Here is a 16,011-nt window from a genome sequence, read left to right as displayed (position 1 = left end):
GTGAAACCCCTTCATTCAATTTTAAATTCAAAAAAGACTATTTACCCCTACCCTGTAGGTGAAGGGGTCGCCATTCTAACCAAGTTATCCACATCTGTCATGGTTAATTCAATCTAATTCGCTCAAAAAAGCAACCTTCTGTAAATAAATTCAAATTCAAAGCAGTTGTGGATAAGGTTTTCCACAAGCTGTGGATAAATTATCACAGAAAGTTATCCACAATCCATCAAATTAATAGAAACATGGATACTCACAGGGTAAGTTATTATTATTTATCTTAAAAAAGCGGTTTTCCACAGAAAAAATGCTCCCTAATAATAATAAATATAAATTTTAAATTTGAATTTATTTATAAGGATCAGGATTTCTGTGGATAAAGCTTAAGTTATGAATTTAAATTCAAAACAACACGATTTTTAAATTTAAAATTGAGAAATTAAATTTAAATTGTGAATCAGCCTATGGATAACTTTGAGGATATATCTGTGTGTAACTCTTATTTGCATTATAAAATAATAAGTTATGCTGTGAATATATATTTTTAATAATTTATTCAATTTAATCTATATAAAGTTGTTGTCTGGGTAAAAATAAAGCGTCTATATAAAAGAAATGTGTATATTTATTGACAGAATAAAGAATGCACAATACAATCGCGAACCTTTAGAAAAGATCAATTTTGGAGTTTCGATATGAAACGTACATTCCAACCATCTGAATTAAAGCGCAAGCGTGTTCATGGTTTCCGTGCTCGTATGGCTACTAAGGCTGGTCGTCAAGTATTAGCTCGCCGTCGTGCAAAAGGCCGTCATAGTTTAACTGTTTAATTTTTTAGACAGTTGATAGACGACTTGGGTGTTATGTCTCTTTATAGTTTCAGTCCAGAGGTGAGAATCCACTGCGCTGCTGATTACAAAGATGTATTTGATGGTGCGCTTTTTAAAGTGCATCAACCCCATTTTATATTCTTAGCAAAAGTCACCGAACAGCCTAAAAGCCGTTTGGGTATTGTTGTTGCAAAGAAGAAAGTGCGCCGTGCGCATGAAAGAAATCGAATAAAACGTTTAACGCGTGAAAGTTTTCGCTTAAACCAGCAAAATATAGATTTATTGGATATTGTGGTGATGCCTAAAGTTGGTATAGAAGCAGTTCCAAATGCTGAGCTTTTTCAGCAATTACAATTTGCTTGGTTGAAATTGCAGCGCATTGTTAAAAAGCACCATAAAATAGCTCAATCTTCCCCTCAAAAATAGAGGATACCAATGATTCGTTTATTGCATTGGTTGATTCGTTTCTATCAAATTGCGATTAGTCCTCTCATTGGACCTCGTTGTCGTTATATTCCGACTTGTTCTCAATATTCGTTAGAAGCGATCCATACGCACGGCGCATTAAAAGGTAGCTGGTTAGCGACCAAACGCGTGTGTCGTTGTCATCCTTGGGGTGGGTATGGTTATGATCCTGTGCCAAAAAAAACAATTCGTTTTATTTCATTTCAGCAAATAGATTCTCAAACGCTTCATGTTCCTGTACCCTTGCGTGAACGTTTATTGAACCAAAATCACTCTAACCACTTGGGGTAATAGATATGCAACAATGGGCCAGGTTTGCAATCCTTGGGGCCATGTTAGTCACCGCATATTTGCTCATTTTGGCTTGGCAAAAAGACTATGGTCATGACAATACATCGAAGGCTGCGACACCGCAGGCTGTTGTAGCGCATGATGTGTCTGCCGATCTGCCAAAAGGTCAAGCAACTGCGGCCACTAGCGATGTTCCACAAGCAAATATAGCTGCTGCACAACAGAATACAGCTGCACCAGCCACAGCAAATCAACAATTGATTTCAGTACAAACTGACCTTTATCATCTTTGGATTAGTCCTAAAGGTGGTGATATTGTTCGTATTGAATTACTGAATCATGACAAGAGCAAAGACAGTGATCAGCCTTTTGTTATGCTTGAAAGTGATGCAAAACGTACCTATGTTGCGCAATCTGGGTTAATTGGATTGAATGGTCCGGACAGTAAGCCAGATCGTCCAAACTATGCGTTTGAAAAAACTGCTTATACTATTGCAGATGCCAAAGCAGCCAAAGACAAAGATGGCAAGACATCGCAAGTTTTAGCTGTACCAATGGTATTTAAAACAGCAGATGGCGTTGAAATCATCAAAACATTTACCTTTAAACAAGGTCAATATCCAATCGATGTAAGCTATCAGGTTGTCAACCGTAGTGCGCAAAATTGGCAAGGACAAATGTTTGGTCAAATTAAGCGTGATAACTCAGATGATCCAGGAAAAACCTCTCAAGGGATTTTTACACTTGGAACATATTTGGGGGGCGCTTGGGGTACACCTGATGAGCATTATAACAAGCTAAAATTTGCAAACTTTACTGATGAAAAACTCAACACTGAAGCAAAAGGCGGATGGGTTGCGATTGTTCAGCATTATTTTGTAAGTGCTTGGATGCCTGGTCATTTTGGCGGTCAAGAATACACAGCAAAATTGGAATCTCGTAAATCTGCAGATGGTATGAATATCATCGGATTTACTTCTCCAACCATCAATGTTCCAGCTGGAAAAGCAATGAGCATTGATGCAACGTTCTACTCAGGTCCAAAAATTCAATCTGAATTAAAAGACTTGGCTGTTGGTTTAAACCAAACTGTAGACTATGGTTGGTTATGGCCAATTGCAAAATTATTATTTGCTGGCTTACAGTTCTTCCATAATCTTGTAGGTAACTGGGGCTGGTCAATTATCTTATTGACTGTATTGGTTAAGCTTATTCTTTGGCCATTGTCGTCTAAGAGCTATCGTTCTATGGCGAAAATGCGTGTGATTGCACCTGAAATGCAACGCATGAAAGAAGAGTTTGGTGAAGACCGCATGCGTTTCTCACAAGAAATGATGGCGCTTTACAAACGTGAGCAAGTCAATCCTCTTGCAGGTTGTTTACCATTGCTGTTGCAAATGCCAATCTTCTTAGCATTGTATTGGGTATTGATGGAATCTGTAGAGCTTCGTCATGCACCATGGATGCTTTGGATTCAAGATTTATCTGCAATGGATCCTTGGTTTATTTTGCCGTTGATCATGGGTGTAACGATGTTTGTTCAACAAATGTTGAACCCACAACCTACTGATCCAATGCAAGCTAAAGTCTTCAAAATCATGCCGATCATGTTTACAGTATTTATGCTGTTCTTCCCTTCTGGCTTGGTTTTATACTGGATTGTGAACAACTCGATCACGATTCTGCAACAATGGTTTATCAACAAAAATGTTGCTAAAGCCAAAGTCGCAAGCGAAGTGGTTTAATCTTCATAGATTAAGCAATAGCTGAAAAAATCCGCTTAAGATGGTAATCTTAGGCGGATTTTTTTATTGTCAAAGTTTGAGTAATTTAGATGAGCAACCCTGTAAGCCAAACCACAATTGCAGCAATTGCGACTCCACCTGGACGTGGTGGTGTAGGTGTGATTCGTCTATCTGGTCCTAAAGCTTATGCGATTGCACAAGCTTTAACTCAAAAAGCGCTTCCCCAAGCGCGCTTTGCTGGTTTTCGTCAGTTTTTTGATGAAAAAGGTGAGGTGATGGATGAGGGCCTAGCAATTTGCTTTCCAAATCCAAACTCGTTTACTGGTGAAGATGTGGTGGAATTGCAGGGACATGGTGGTCCTGTAATTCAAAATGCACTTCTTGCACGATTGTTCGAGCTGGGTGCTATTGCCGCCAAAGCAGGCGAGTTTTCCATGCGAGCCTTTGAAAATGGCAAAATGGACTTGGTTCAAGCTGAAGCGATTGCAGATTTAATTGATGCGACTTCACAAGCCGCTGCGCGTTCTGCAGTACGTTCTTTGCAAGGTGCATTTTCCAATAAAGTGAATACCGTGTTGGAAAAACTGATTCATTTACGTTTGCATGTTGAAGCGGCGATTGATTTTCCTGAAGAGGAAATCGACTTTTTGGCAGATGGAAAAATTCTTCATCTGCTTGAAGATGTGCAGGCTTCAGTCTCTGCTGTACAACACTCTGCGCGTCAGGGGCAGTTATTACGTGAAGGTCTGCAAGTGGTGATTGCAGGTAAGCCCAATGCGGGTAAATCTTCGTTATTGAATGCCTTGGCTGGAAATGACCGTGCCATTGTTACGGATATTGCAGGAACGACGCGTGATGTACTGCATGAGAAAATTACTTTAAATGGCTTACCCATCACACTCACCGATACTGCGGGCTTACGTGAGACAGGTGATGTGGTCGAAAAAGAAGGCATTCGCCGAGCAATCAAAGAAATTGAGCAAGCGGATTTATTACTTTTGGTTTATGACCTCAGCCAAGGTGAAAATCCTTTAGCACTTGCTCAGCGCTATTTTGAAGATCATTTAGAAACTAAACGCTTGATGTTGATTGGTAACAAATGTGATTTAACTGCGCAATCACCTGAATTAAGTGATTTTCAAGGTTTTCGCCATATTAGTGTGTCGGCCAAACAGGAAATGGGCGTACAAGCGCTTATAGATGCGATTACAGCGCATGCTGGCTTCCATCCTGAAGAAGATACCTTTATTGCACGTACACGCCATTTAGACGCAATGAAGCGCACTCAGCACTATCTTGCAGAAGCACATGAGCAACTTGAGGTCTATCATGCGGGTGAACTGGTCGCTGAATCGTTACGTTTAGCACAGAATGCCTTAGCTGAGATCACAGGCGATTTTAGTGCAGATGATCTGTTAGGGGTAATTTTTGGCTCGTTCTGTATTGGAAAGTAATCCTTTACTCTAACAGCTTAAAAGCGGACATTAGTCCGCTTTTTTTGATGAAAAGTTGTGCTTTTGTAAGCTGAATTTACATCAATCTTAGAATTGTTTACTGTAAGATCAATTACATATTCAACAAAGGCTTCTTTTCATGAAAAAAACTCCTTTATTGCTTGCGATTGCTGTTTTAGTGATGACATCAAATGTTTGGGCGGGTAAAGATGATCATGTGATTATTCAAGAAGCTGCCAAAAACAAGATCACCATTGGACAAGCAATACGTGCCAATGATGAAACAGCTGTCACCTTGACGGGGACAATTGTTCGTCAAATAAAACATGAACATTATGAGCTAAAAGACAGCACGGGCACCATTGGGATCGAAGTGGATGACGATCTTATCGATTTAAAAAAGTTAAAACCGGGTACCAAAGTTAAAGTTGTGGGGGAAGTCGATACCCATCGTTATAAACCCACAGATATAGAAGTGGTTAAAATTGAGATTATTCAATAATTGCTTTTAACCAACATCTAGGCGCACAGCGCCTAGATGTTTGATCAAGCTTTAATTTTTAAATGACTGATCAATAAATAAATACATAAGATACCAATTCCTGCACAAAAGCCTAAAACACCAACCATTAAACCGAAATGATCAGATAAAAAGCCTGCGCTAATGATCGGCACAATGGTGCCAAAATAGGCAATAAACAAATAAGTGGAAACCACAGCTGCCCGATTTTCAACATTGGTCATGTGGTGAATCAATGCAAAAGCACTCAGTAACGTTAAACCATGCCCCATTCCAACCAAAACCACACTCAAAAAGAATAAGAAACTCCAATGCATGGTCATACAGATCGATAAAATAATATAGCTGGAAATCAATAAGACTAAGCCAGTATTCAATGCTTTATGCATATCAAAAGACTTTGCGATAAATTGGACGATCGCAGAAACCATTAAGATACTGGCAATGGTTGCACCACTGACCAATGGCCCATGCCAAGGAATCACATCTCGAATAAAGGAGGGTGCCAATGAGGCAAATAAACTAAATGAGCCAAAAGCACAGAATGCGGTAAAACTGGCGATATAAAACAGTTTTTTAAATTGAGCTTCTGGCAGTTGTAAGTGGGGTGCAATAGAAAATGGCTGCCTTTCAAATCTCATGGTTTTAATCGTAAATAAACTCAACAAACTGATGATTGCTGCAACAATTACGGGTAAATAAGGTGTGACAAGTGGGCGATCAGAAAATTGTGCGATTGCACCACCAATAAAAGGACCCAGTCCAAAGCCAATGACGGTAATAATTGAACTTAACTGTGCGGCATTCTGTTTATGTGAGTCAGGAATGGTATAAATCAAACCTAACATTGCAGAGGTGCTGATCAACCCAGAGGCAATACCAATGATAAAGCGCCCAAATCCAAGCAAATAGGTGGTTGATGCAAACACCGACAGTGTTAGGCCAATCACAGCAAACAATAGCCCGATTTGTAAGGTACGAATAAAACCAAAACTATTACTGCTACGTCCTAAAAATAATAATGTGGTTAAACAACCAAACATATAGGCCACGAAAATATAGGTGATCTGACTTGGGAGTAATTGCCAAAGTTGTTGATAAATTGGATATAAGGGGCTAGCGAGCGCCGTACCAATCGTACCAATACATAAGGCTAGGCTGATCATTAAAAATGAACGCCATGATTGTTGATTCATAAATATAGGACTTCAAATGCAAATGTTTTGCAGATAAAAATGCCAAACCTGTTCAATACAAAGTTCGGCATGGAAGGAATTGAGTATGGAAAGATTAAAACTTAATCAGTAAAGGGTCAATGGAAACTTGAACATTCAAGCATAGATGACTGTGAATTGAGTTATGAATAGCGTTTTAGCAGCTTTAAAAATTCTTGTAATTCAGCTTCATCCACGGCTTGAGCGTCTTTAATCACATGCTCAGTTAAATGCTGCTCAATCAATTCATTCATTAAGCCATTCACGGCACCTTTAATTGCCGCAACTTGCTGTAAAACGCTGATACATGAGCTGCTTTGATCATTCAAAGCTTCTTCAATCGCATGAATTTGTCCTTTTAGTCGTTTCACACGATTGAGGACTTTTTTATCTTGATGTAAATGACTCATAAATTAATCCGCTATTTTATATACTCCCTTATAGTATATTTTAAATTGAAATTATATACTCGGGGAGAGTATATAGGATCATGCCTCATGCAATTCAAAACCATTCAGCGAAAGCATAGCCATCAATTTGATCAAGGTAATCCTTTAGCGCAAAAGAAAATCTTATGGGCGACTATTTTGACCGGATTAATGATGATTTTTGAGATTGCGGGAGGCTGGATTTTTAATTCTATGGCCTTACTCGCAGATGGTTGGCATATGAGTTCGCATATGCTGGCATTAGGTTTGGCTTATGCTGCTTATCGAGCTGCTCGTTATTATGCGCAGGATTCTCGTTTTAGTTTTGGCACATGGAAAATTGAAATTCTTGCTGGCTATAGCAGTGCAATTCTATTAATGGTGGTGGCCTTATTTATGGCCGTCCAGTCGCTAGTGCGTTTATTCCATCCTGTACAGATTCATTATAATGAAGCGATTTTGATTGCTATTTTAGGTTTACTGGTCAATTTGGTTTGTGCATGGTTATTACACGATCATGCTGACCATCACCATCACCATCACCATCACCATCATTCACATACGCATAATGACCATCATGGACATGATTTAAATCAAAAAGCTGCGTTTTTACATGTGGTTGCAGATGCACTGACCTCTGTCTTGGCGATTATTGCTCTTTTTGCTGCAAAGTATTTGGGGTGGGATTTTTTAGATGCTGTATTGGGGATTGTTGGGGCCATTTTAGTCGGGCGTTGGTCATATGGTTTAATCAAAGAAACGGCCCAAACATTGTTAGATGCGGAAATGGATCATCCTATAGTTGAAGACGTACATGAAGTGATTGAGCGTCTAAATGTTGAAGCCCAAATAACCGATATTCATGTGTGGAAAGTGGCTAAAGGCAAATTTTCAGTGATTTTGGCGCTTGAATCCAATGATAAAAATTTAAATGCAGATCAGATACGCCACGCTTTATCTATTCATAAACAATTGGTGCATATTTCTGTTGAAATCAACAAAACCGCGATGTTTAGTTGGGTTTCACGTGAAACCTGAGCAAGAATAAAGTACAGCTTTTTTTAACAGTTCAATGTGCTGTGAATGGTAGAGAACTATTGCAAACAGAGATAAGGATCAATCACAGTTTTTAAACAAGTCAGTTGATGAATTATGCTTTAATGCATCTCAATATTTATTTTGATTTTATCGATTTATGTTAAAGCAATTTATCGCATTGAGCTTAAGTCTGGCTTTTTGTACAGCTGGTTTTGCCAGTGTTGAGACTGTGAAAGCAAAATTAGTGCAGCAGTATCCCAATGTAAAAATTAATAATCTGCAAACAACAGAAATGCAGGGTTTATATAGTGGGACCTTGGATAATCAAATTGTTTATCTCAATGAGGATGCCCAGCATTTATTTATTGGTTCAATGATTCGTTTGAAAGATCAGCATAATTTAACCAAAGATTTAGCAGTTAAAGAAAATACGATAGATTTTAAAGCATTACCTTTGAATGATGCGGTAAAAACAGTCAGGGGGAATGGAAAGCGTCAGCTTGCAATCTTTTCTGACCCAAATTGCCCATATTGCAAGACGCTTGAAGGGAATTTAGCCAAGCTCAATGATGTGACAATTTATACATTTATCTATGCCATCAAAGCACAATCGATTTTGCCATCTAAGCAAGTATGGTGTTCTGCAAATAAAGAATATGCATGGAAAAATTTGATTCAAAATGGGATTAAACCGACAGCACCAGCAAATTGTGCAACGCCAATCGAACGTAATTTGGAATTGGGTAAAAAATTAGGTTTGCATGGAACACCAGCAATTATTTTCTCAAATGGTTATAAGGTGATGGGTGCCTACCCTGCCGAAGAAATTGAGAAAATATGGAAAAATTTTGGATTATAAACAGCACTTAGAATGCTGACAGCGTAAAAAAGCACCCATCGAGGGTGCTTTTATATTGAGGAGAAAATTTAAGTACGTTTGGCAATCATGTTATAGATAAAGAGTACCACTATTGCACCAATGACTGAGGCAATAAATCCAGCTGATGCACCTTTTGGATATAGGCCGAGTAATTGACCTCCATAGGTTGCAACCAATGAACCTACAATACCGAGTGCTGTTGTTACAATGAAGCCAGCTTTGTCATCACCTGGGTGAATTGCACGTGCAATTAAACCAGCAATAAAACCAATCACAATTGCACTAATCAGTGACATCATAATCTTTCTCCTTTTTCTTTATTTTGTCGTGAGTTACTGCATCGAATTAGTTTAATAATCAAATATTCTCTAGTGAAGTAAAAGCGCTTATTTGCTACAAGTTGTTGCATTTTTGTTCACTATGAAAGCTAAAAAAATAAAAAAAGCGACCGAAGTCGCTTAACTCATTTTAGTTAAAATGATGTGGTGAGGTCTCAATTAAAGACCAATTTCCCCGATAAACGGAATATGACGGTATTTTTGATCGTAGTCTAAGCCATAGCCCACAATGAATTTATCTTCAACTTCAAAGCCCAGAAATTTCACATCTAAATCGATTTCACGGCGAGACGGTTTGCTGACTAAAGTACACAGCTCGATCGAGTTGGGATGACGTGTGCTTAAAATTTCCAATACTTTGCTTAAGGTATTGCCAGAGTCAATAATATCTTCCACGACTAAGATATCTTTACCGCGAATTTCGCCGTCTAAATCTTTGAGGATTCTGACATCACGAGAAGATGTTGTACTGCCACCATAGCTTGAAACGGTCATAAAATCGAGTTCGTGAGTCTTGCTGATTGCACGACATAAATCAGCCATAAAAATCACTGAACCACGCAATAAACCAATTAAGACAAGCTCTTTATCGCTATTGGCATAATGTGCATCAATTTTTTTACCAAGTTCCTGAACTTTTGCATGAATTTCTTCAGCAGAAATCATCACTTTCATTTCAATAGTCATGGGAAATACCTAAAAACCTAAACATCAAATTCTAAAATTAAAAAAGGTGTTGACTAGCAACACCCTAAAAGATGACATAATTTTAAAACATATCAGATCAAGATGCATCTTTTTTGACATTTGAAAATGTAAATGCCCTAATTTAAGCCGAAATGATCAATGTGCATCACGTTTTAAAACGAATGCACAAATCACAAAAACTGTACCAATCAAAATCAGTTTTTTCTTTGATTTACGCGGTTTTTGTTTGGTTTTGCTCATAAGCTTTTTGTCCATAAATATAGGTGGCTTGAATATTGCGATCATCCCCCATGGTAAATAAGGCAAATAATGCATCGTCTATGTTTTTAGCACGTTCCTGACGCAGTTGTTGTAGCGCCGTTGCTTTTAAATCTAGCACAACAAAATCGGCTTCTTTACCGATATTGAAATTGCCCAATTGCGCATCCAAATGTAACGCTTTCGCTCCACCAAGCGTTGCATGATAAAGTGATTCCATCGCCGAAAGTTTATCACCTTGGAGTTGTTGCACTTTGTAGGCTTCATTGAGGGTTTGTAATTGGCAAAAGGCTGTTCCTGCACCAATGTCAGTTCCTAAGCCGACTTTGACCTGTTTTTCCCAGGATTTTTTTAATGGGAATAAACCACTTCCCAAAAATAAGTTTGATGTCGGGCAAAATGCAATTGCTGAATCAGTTGCATGCATGCAATCCCACTCATGCTCCTCTAAATGAACACAATGTGCGAAAACAGAACGCTCTCCTGTTAAACCATAGTGGTGATAGACATCCAGATAACCTTTCTGCTCTGGGAATAAGTCTTTGACCCATGCAATTTCATTTTTATTTTCACTAAGATGGGTATGCACATATACCGTTGGATACTCTGCTTTTAACTGCCCTGCTTTTGCCAATTGCTCAGGTGTAGAGGTTGGTGCAAAACGCGGAGTAATGGCATATAGGTTACGACCTTTATCATGCCATTTTTCAATCAGTGCTTTAGAGTCAATATATGCGCTTTCAGCAGTATCTGTGAGTGCTTCAGGTGCATGACGATCCATCATGGCTTTACCTGCGATTAAACGCATCTGATGCTGTTCTGCCGCTTCAAATAAGGCATCGACTGATTGGGGATGTACCGTACAAAAAACCAGTGCTGTCGTGGTGCCATTTTTAAGTAATTCTTGGACAAAAAACTGTGCGATTTTGTCGGCATAGTTTTTATCTGCAAACTGAATTTCTGTTGGAAAAGTATAGGTATTTAACCATTCTAAAAGTTGTTCACCATATGCACCCACCATTTCTGTTTGTGGAAAATGAATATGGGTGTCAATAAAACCAGGCACAATCAGTTGTTCTGGGTAGTGATCAATTTGAATATCATCTGTCAGGTGAGACTGTGCATCTTCCCAAGGGCCAAACCATGTGATTTTGCCTTGCTCTGTGATCAGTAAACCATCTTCGATATAACGAACTTGATCTAATATTTGAGCTGCTTGAGAAACGGTATTTTTAATATCAAGAAAACGCCCACGAACCGCTGTTTTCTGTACAACACAAGACATGTAGAACCTGCAATTTATCCTTTTTTCGATTGATTGTACCTGAAATTTGTATCAGGTGCTGTATGCAGTTTTGCGCGAAAGCATTCTAAAAAATTGAATAACGTTATTTTTTATTGTTTTAGCACAGTGAAGTTTTTATCGAAATATAACTAAAATTAGCGGCTAAAGGCATATTCTATATTGTAAGTTTATTTTGATAGCAACAATCACTACAGTCTTGGAAAATGGTGAAATAAGACAACAATGGATTATAACCGACAGTTAAAACAGCTTATCTATTCATGTCCTGAATTGATGCTTCGATTACAGTATTTGCGAGATATTCATGCACATGCATATTTGAGTGCAGGTGTAATTCGTAACTTGGTATGGTCTATTTTACATCATCAGTCTTATGGATTTGATCAGATTGAAATCGATGTGATTTTCTATGATTTAAATGATCAACAAGGCCTTAAAGAGCAACGTTTGACTGAATTGTTAAAGCAAAAATTTCCCAATAATGAATGGGATGTGGTTAATCAAGCCTATGTGCATTTGTGGTATAAAACAGATGATGGAAGCTCTATCTCTCAATACCAATCCGTATTCGATGCTTTATCCGTATGGGTTGAAACGGCAACCGCAATTGCAGTACGTTTACTTGAAAATGATGATATCGAAATTATTGCGCCGTTTGGGCTAAATGATTTGTTTGAATTAAAATTGAGATGGAATAAACGTTTGGTCAGTTATCCAGTTTTTTTAGCACGGATTCAGGCTAAACAGTTTTTAACCAGATGGGAAAAGCTGCTTGTTGTGGATGATTAGGCGATCAGATTTAAATTAATCAAACCATAGTGAAGATCATACTCCAAGACAACAGATGGCTATTACAACAGATGATTATGCTGATGGATAAAGATCTCATTTCAATACTGTCCATACAATTTAAATCGTTGAATATTATTGTTGATCATAAAAAAGCCTTCCAATTGGAAGGCTTGATCTAGTGTTTATAAGGTTGTTTCATGGTGTTTTTTGCTATGGCGAATAGAGAGCCAAGCGGTAATTGCCAAGACAATCACAATAAAACCTAACGAAATCCAAATCGGCATATGGAAGACATCCAGCATTAACATTTTAAAGCCAATGAAGACTAAGATGATGCCTAGGCCATAAGGCAAGTAATGCATTTTAGACGCGGCACCCGACAATAAGAAGAACATTGCACGTAGACCTAAGATTGCCATTAAATTCGCAGTTAAGACAATAAAGGGATCACTGGTCACCGCAAAAATCGCTGGAATAGAATCGACCGCGAAAATTACATCTGAAGCTTCAACTAAAATTAAGACAAGGAATAACGGGGTTGCCCACAACACACCATTTTGACGAACAAAGAATTGAGCACCTTCTAATTTTGGGGTGATTCGCATGTGTTTACGCAACCACTTGAGAATAGCCATATCTTCGATATTGGTTTCTTCATCATCCTGTCCTTTAAGGAATTTATAGCCTGTATAAACCAAGAAAGCACCAAAGAGATAAAGCACCCAAGAGAATTCTTGAACGAACCATGCACCAATAAAAATAAAGATGGTACGTAAAATAATTGCACCTAATACACCATAGAGCAGAATTTTACGTTGTAAGCCTTGTGGAATCGCAAATGCAGCAAAGATCATCAACCAGACAAAGACATTGTCGATCGCTAATGATTTTTCAAGTAGATAACCTGCAAAGTATTCCATGACTTTGCTATTGGCAATAGAAACACCCGCGGTTTGTTGTAGATACAGCCATAAACCACCACCAAATAACGCTGCAACACTGACCCATGCAATGCTCCAGTAGGCAGCAGTTTTAATTTTGACTTCTTGCCCTTCTTTTTGTTTAAAACCTAAAAAGTCGATCAGTAGCATGACAATAACAATAGCGAAGAACGCTAGATACAGCCATGGATTGCCAATAGTTTCCATAAAACTCTCCGAATCTGGCAATCAGGCATAAAAAAACCTTGACCTGTTGCCAGATGATTAAACATCTGTGTCAACATGATCAAGGTCTTGCCTACATTTGAGTTATGTACATCAATCTCAAATGCTCAGATACCGGCTTTTTTCAAAGCGTAATGACGATATTCTGATAAAGGAGGCTACTCCCCTTGTTCAATATACTGTGTAAGAAATCTTTCATTTCTTAATATCTAGTGAGAATCGCATATTTATTTAAAATGTGCAAATTTTGAATGTATTTTTATGTAGTTTATTTTATGTACAAAATTCTGCGCTGGTTTTTAGCGCAACAAAAGCTTGATTAAGCGTTGAATTATGATGCTGAATAATACGGTCAGCATTGAGAACCTTTGAATCGATTGTGCTATGCGCATCTGAAATTAATATCACTTTATAATTTAAGTCTTTTGCCGCACGGCTTGTGCTATCGATACAAAATTCAGTTTTTAAACCACAGATGATCACTTCTTCAACATTTAAAGACTCTAATTGTTGTGCTAAATCTGTTTGGAAAAAGCAATTTGGCCGTGTTTTTTCTAAAAGGTAATCTGTATTAGGATCAATATTTAATTCAGCGATCAGTTGAGTCATTGGACTATTTGGGGCGAGTCCTGTGTCTGCTAAACCAACATGACGTATCGCAAAAATCGGAATGTGTTTAACACGCGCATATTCAATGAGCTGATTAACGTTTTTCAACAATTGCTCAGCTTGAAATGGAGGATGTTGCGCATGAAATAGACCATTTTGTAGATCAATAACCAGTAAGGCTTGTTTATTGTGATACTCAGACATGAGTTTCTCCGTAAATATTGACCAAATCACGGAGCAAAAAATAACCCCGCTCATTGGCAGGGTTGGTTTCTACATTTTATTTTAAATGTATACGTCCACACTGCCGATGCAGTGTGGTGGTTAATAATTTAAATAAAATGATTGCTTGCATTGCAGTTATTGCCTATATCGGACTTTACGTCCGCACTGGGTTAGTTGTGTCGACGGCGCAGTTCAGCTTGTGCCCACGCAATTGACTGCTTCATGTCTTGTCGTAGTGCTGTGATCTCAGATTGGGTCAAGACTCGAGGCTTTTCTGAAGTGTTCGGTTTTTCCTTGGGTGAGGTGGTCAATGCCATCGAATTGCTCCTTGATACCTACATACACCTTGACTGTTCGCACGATGTCTTTTTTGACCTTAAAGCCAAGTTAACTTTTATCAAATTAAAGTTTTTAACTCAGCATGTCACTTTAAAACTTGTAAAAAGATATTTATATTTTTTGAATAAAATCTTTACGTTGTACAAGCACTAAAGCTAACAGGGTCCCAAGAACAGCGATTATACCGCCAACGATGCCGATATGATTGAGCCCATAATTGGTGGTCACTATGCCACCAAGCAAAGCGCCACCACCAATACCCACATTGTAAAGTCCTGAATAAATCGCCATGGCGACATCAGTGGCATCAGAAGCTAAAGCCAAGGTTTTGGCTTGTTGAGCTAAGCTAAAGCAAATAATCGCCATGCCCCAAAATAAACTCAGTAGACTAAAACTGGTAAAATCAGTGCTCAGTGAAGTCAACAATAACATCGAAACAGCCAGTACAGCACTACTTAACGGTATTGGAAATTTTGGATATTTTTTGGCAAATTTACCAAATAAATAAGAGCCAAAGAAACCCGCTGCGCCATAGATTAATAATAAGGTTGTGGTTTGTGTCGAGCTAAAATGCGCAACATTCAGAGCAAAAGGTTCGATATAACTGTATGCGGTAAATTGTGCGGTAATCACAATAATGGTCAGAGCAAAAACAATTATCAGGCTTGGGCGTTTTAAAAATACCTTTAAACTACTCAGAGAACCTGAATTGACGCTTGGTAAGCGTGGTAATGTTTTGGCTAAGATGACGCAAACTATAGCCGCACCAATTGCAATCAAAGCAAAAGTATTACGCCAACCATAAGATTCACCAATCATTCGTCCAAATGGAATACCTAAAACCATCGCCAATGCCGTACCTGTGGCCAATAGCCCCAAAGCTTGAAATTCTTTACCTTTGGGTGCGACTCGCACTGCCAGTGATGCAGTGATTGACCAAAATAAAGCATGAGAAAATGCGATACCAATTCGACTGATCAAGAGTACATCGAAACTCCATGCAAAATAAGATAATGCATGACTGGCCACAAAAACCATAAATAAGATGATCAGTAAAAAGCGCCGTTCAATATTTTTGGTCAATAACATGATCGGCAATGAAATGGGTGCAACAACCCATGCATATAGAGTAATCATGATGCCAACATCAGTTGCAGGCATCGCAAAGCTTTTTCCAATGTCGCTCAGCAAAGCAACAGGAACGAATTCTGTGGTATTGAAAATAAATGCTGCGAAAGCAAGGCTAATCACACTGATCCATTGCTGGGATTCACTGGGGGCAGATTGTGGTGCTGGAGTTTGGGGAGATAAGGCAGACATGGTCAATATTAAAAGAGGTTAGTGCTAAATTTTAGGCTGAATTGTGGATAAAGTTAAGCTAAGTTTGTTGTATCAAAAATAAAACTGT

18 protein-coding genes are annotated in these 16,011 nt (G+C 38.4%); 9 read left to right on the top strand and 9 right to left on the bottom strand.

What is annotated here, in order from left to right:
• The first annotated feature begins 692 nt into the window (after window positions 1-692).
• The 6 genes from rpmH to L3V46_RS21865 all read left to right on the top strand — a co-directional run bounded on the left by rpmH (window position 693) and on the right by L3V46_RS21865 (window position 5,284).
• Window positions 693-827, top strand: coding sequence for a 50S ribosomal protein L34 (gene rpmH, locus L3V46_RS21890; RefSeq protein ID WP_000831329.1), 135 nt, complete (start codon window positions 693-695; stop codon window positions 825-827).
• Between the two features lie 33 nt (window positions 828-860).
• Window positions 861-1,253 carry a ribonuclease P protein component gene (gene rnpA / locus L3V46_RS21885; RefSeq protein ID WP_004718937.1) on the top strand — a complete coding sequence of 131 codons (393 nt, stop codon included), beginning with the start codon at window positions 861-863 and terminating at the stop codon, window positions 1,251-1,253.
• Between the two features lie 9 nt (window positions 1,254-1,262).
• Window positions 1,263-1,583: a membrane protein insertion efficiency factor YidD gene (yidD, locus tag L3V46_RS21880; RefSeq protein ID WP_004718939.1), complete on the top strand. Its 321-nt coding sequence runs from the start codon at window positions 1,263-1,265 to the stop codon at window positions 1,581-1,583.
• 5 nt (window positions 1,584-1,588) lie between these two features.
• Window positions 1,589-3,328: a membrane protein insertase YidC gene (gene yidC / locus L3V46_RS21875; RefSeq protein WP_004718941.1), complete on the top strand. Its 1,740-nt coding sequence runs from the start codon at window positions 1,589-1,591 to the stop codon at window positions 3,326-3,328.
• A gap of 89 nt (window positions 3,329-3,417) precedes the next feature.
• Window positions 3,418-4,782 carry a tRNA uridine-5-carboxymethylaminomethyl(34) synthesis GTPase MnmE gene (gene mnmE / locus L3V46_RS21870; RefSeq protein WP_034613331.1) on the top strand — a complete coding sequence of 455 codons (1,365 nt, stop codon included), beginning with the start codon at window positions 3,418-3,420 and terminating at the stop codon, window positions 4,780-4,782.
• Between the two features lie 139 nt (window positions 4,783-4,921).
• Entirely contained in the window at window positions 4,922-5,284 is a 363-nt protein-coding gene (locus L3V46_RS21865; protein WP_004818181.1) for a NirD/YgiW/YdeI family stress tolerance protein, read from the top strand.
• Between the two features lie 44 nt (window positions 5,285-5,328).
• On the opposite strand, the gene L3V46_RS21860 is transcribed toward L3V46_RS21865, so the two are convergent.
• On the bottom strand, window positions 5,329-6,498 hold the full coding sequence (locus tag L3V46_RS21860) for an MFS transporter (protein ID WP_096735459.1): 1,170 nt from the start codon (window positions 6,496-6,498) through the stop codon (window positions 5,329-5,331).
• Between the two features lie 161 nt (window positions 6,499-6,659).
• Window positions 6,660-6,926: a metal/formaldehyde-sensitive transcriptional repressor gene (locus tag L3V46_RS21855; RefSeq protein WP_034613324.1), complete on the bottom strand. Its 267-nt coding sequence runs from the start codon at window positions 6,924-6,926 to the stop codon at window positions 6,660-6,662.
• 87 nt (window positions 6,927-7,013) lie between these two features.
• Between L3V46_RS21855 and dmeF the strand changes: the two genes are divergently transcribed.
• Complete coding sequence (gene dmeF, locus L3V46_RS21850; RefSeq protein WP_239046738.1) at window positions 7,014-7,982, top strand: CDF family Co(II)/Ni(II) efflux transporter DmeF; 969 nt, start codon at window positions 7,014-7,016, stop codon at window positions 7,980-7,982.
• 157 nt (window positions 7,983-8,139) lie between these two features.
• Window positions 8,140-8,841, top strand: coding sequence for a DsbC family protein (locus L3V46_RS21845; RefSeq protein WP_239046737.1), 702 nt, complete (start codon window positions 8,140-8,142; stop codon window positions 8,839-8,841).
• Window positions 8,842-8,909: 68 nt separating this feature from the next.
• Here L3V46_RS21845 and L3V46_RS21840 read toward each other — a convergent pair whose 3' ends face one another.
• From L3V46_RS21840 to guaD, 3 genes are all read right to left on the bottom strand, one after another.
• Window positions 8,910-9,161 carry a GlsB/YeaQ/YmgE family stress response membrane protein gene (locus L3V46_RS21840; protein ID WP_004718955.1) on the bottom strand — a complete coding sequence of 84 codons (252 nt, stop codon included), beginning with the start codon at window positions 9,159-9,161 and terminating at the stop codon, window positions 8,910-8,912.
• Between the two features lie 198 nt (window positions 9,162-9,359).
• Complete coding sequence (gene hpt, locus L3V46_RS21835; protein ID WP_004718958.1) at window positions 9,360-9,887, bottom strand: hypoxanthine phosphoribosyltransferase; 528 nt, start codon at window positions 9,885-9,887, stop codon at window positions 9,360-9,362.
• A 232-nt stretch (window positions 9,888-10,119) separates the two neighbouring features.
• On the bottom strand, window positions 10,120-11,451 hold the full coding sequence (gene guaD, locus L3V46_RS21830; RefSeq protein ID WP_239046736.1) for a guanine deaminase: 1,332 nt from the start codon (window positions 11,449-11,451) through the stop codon (window positions 10,120-10,122).
• A 243-nt stretch (window positions 11,452-11,694) separates the two neighbouring features.
• Between guaD and L3V46_RS21825 the strand changes: the two genes are divergently transcribed.
• Entirely contained in the window at window positions 11,695-12,261 is a 567-nt protein-coding gene (locus L3V46_RS21825) for a nucleotidyltransferase family protein (protein WP_239046735.1), read from the top strand.
• 185 nt (window positions 12,262-12,446) lie between these two features.
• On the opposite strand, the gene L3V46_RS21820 is transcribed toward L3V46_RS21825, so the two are convergent.
• From L3V46_RS21820 to L3V46_RS21805, 4 genes are all read right to left on the bottom strand, one after another.
• A complete protein-coding gene (locus tag L3V46_RS21820) occupies window positions 12,447-13,412 on the bottom strand; it encodes a TerC family protein (RefSeq protein ID WP_034613310.1) in 966 nt (321 codons plus the stop codon).
• Between the two features lie 291 nt (window positions 13,413-13,703).
• Window positions 13,704-14,243 (bottom strand): cysteine hydrolase family protein, encoded by a 540-nt coding sequence (locus L3V46_RS21815; protein WP_239046734.1) that lies wholly within the window; start codon window positions 14,241-14,243, stop codon window positions 13,704-13,706.
• 191 nt (window positions 14,244-14,434) lie between these two features.
• Window positions 14,435-14,581: a hypothetical protein gene (locus L3V46_RS21810; protein WP_171501865.1), complete on the bottom strand. Its 147-nt coding sequence runs from the start codon at window positions 14,579-14,581 to the stop codon at window positions 14,435-14,437.
• A gap of 133 nt (window positions 14,582-14,714) precedes the next feature.
• The gene (locus tag L3V46_RS21805; protein ID WP_239046733.1) at window positions 14,715-15,923 is read right to left on the bottom strand and encodes a sugar transporter; all 1,209 of its coding nucleotides are present in this window, start codon (window positions 15,921-15,923) and stop codon (window positions 14,715-14,717) included.
• Window positions 15,924-16,011 lie beyond the last annotated feature (88 nt).

Origin of the sequence: Acinetobacter sp. AG3, assembly GCF_022343575.1 — a bacterium.
Classification (GTDB): domain Bacteria; phylum Pseudomonadota; class Gammaproteobacteria; order Pseudomonadales; family Moraxellaceae; genus Acinetobacter; species Acinetobacter guillouiae.
This window is presented reverse-complemented; position numbering and strand designations above follow the sequence as displayed.

What these genes read in the sequence shown, in the direction of transcription:
- rpmH (WP_000831329.1), top strand. Translation starts at nt 693, where the DNA reads ATGAAACGTACATTCCAACCATCTGAATTAAAGCGCAAGCGTGTTCAT.
- rnpA (WP_004718937.1), top strand. Translation starts at nt 861, where the DNA reads ATGTCTCTTTATAGTTTCAGTCCAGAGGTGAGAATCCACTGCGCTGCT.
- yidD (WP_004718939.1), top strand. Translation starts at nt 1,263, where the DNA reads ATGATTCGTTTATTGCATTGGTTGATTCGTTTCTATCAAATTGCGATT.
- yidC (WP_004718941.1), top strand. Translation starts at nt 1,589, where the DNA reads ATGCAACAATGGGCCAGGTTTGCAATCCTTGGGGCCATGTTAGTCACC.
- mnmE (WP_034613331.1), top strand. Translation starts at nt 3,418, where the DNA reads ATGAGCAACCCTGTAAGCCAAACCACAATTGCAGCAATTGCGACTCCA.
- L3V46_RS21865 (WP_004818181.1), top strand. Translation starts at nt 4,922, where the DNA reads ATGAAAAAAACTCCTTTATTGCTTGCGATTGCTGTTTTAGTGATGACA.
- L3V46_RS21860 (WP_096735459.1), bottom strand. Translation starts at nt 6,498, where the DNA reads ATGAATCAACAATCATGGCGTTCATTTTTAATGATCAGCCTAGCCTTA.
- L3V46_RS21855 (WP_034613324.1), bottom strand. Translation starts at nt 6,926, where the DNA reads ATGAGTCATTTACATCAAGATAAAAAAGTCCTCAATCGTGTGAAACGA.
- dmeF (WP_239046738.1), top strand. Translation starts at nt 7,014, where the DNA reads ATGCAATTCAAAACCATTCAGCGAAAGCATAGCCATCAATTTGATCAA.
- L3V46_RS21845 (WP_239046737.1), top strand. Translation starts at nt 8,140, where the DNA reads ATGTTAAAGCAATTTATCGCATTGAGCTTAAGTCTGGCTTTTTGTACA.
- L3V46_RS21840 (WP_004718955.1), bottom strand. Translation starts at nt 9,161, where the DNA reads ATGATGTCACTGATTAGTGCAATTGTGATTGGTTTTATTGCTGGTTTA.
- hpt (WP_004718958.1), bottom strand. Translation starts at nt 9,887, where the DNA reads ATGACTATTGAAATGAAAGTGATGATTTCTGCTGAAGAAATTCATGCA.
- guaD (WP_239046736.1), bottom strand. Translation starts at nt 11,451, where the DNA reads ATGTCTTGTGTTGTACAGAAAACAGCGGTTCGTGGGCGTTTTCTTGAT.
- L3V46_RS21825 (WP_239046735.1), top strand. Translation starts at nt 11,695, where the DNA reads ATGGATTATAACCGACAGTTAAAACAGCTTATCTATTCATGTCCTGAA.
- L3V46_RS21820 (WP_034613310.1), bottom strand. Translation starts at nt 13,412, where the DNA reads ATGGAAACTATTGGCAATCCATGGCTGTATCTAGCGTTCTTCGCTATT.
- L3V46_RS21815 (WP_239046734.1), bottom strand. Translation starts at nt 14,243, where the DNA reads ATGTCTGAGTATCACAATAAACAAGCCTTACTGGTTATTGATCTACAA.
- L3V46_RS21810 (WP_171501865.1), bottom strand. Translation starts at nt 14,581, where the DNA reads ATGGCATTGACCACCTCACCCAAGGAAAAACCGAACACTTCAGAAAAG.
- L3V46_RS21805 (WP_239046733.1), bottom strand. Translation starts at nt 15,923, where the DNA reads ATGTCTGCCTTATCTCCCCAAACTCCAGCACCACAATCTGCCCCCAGT.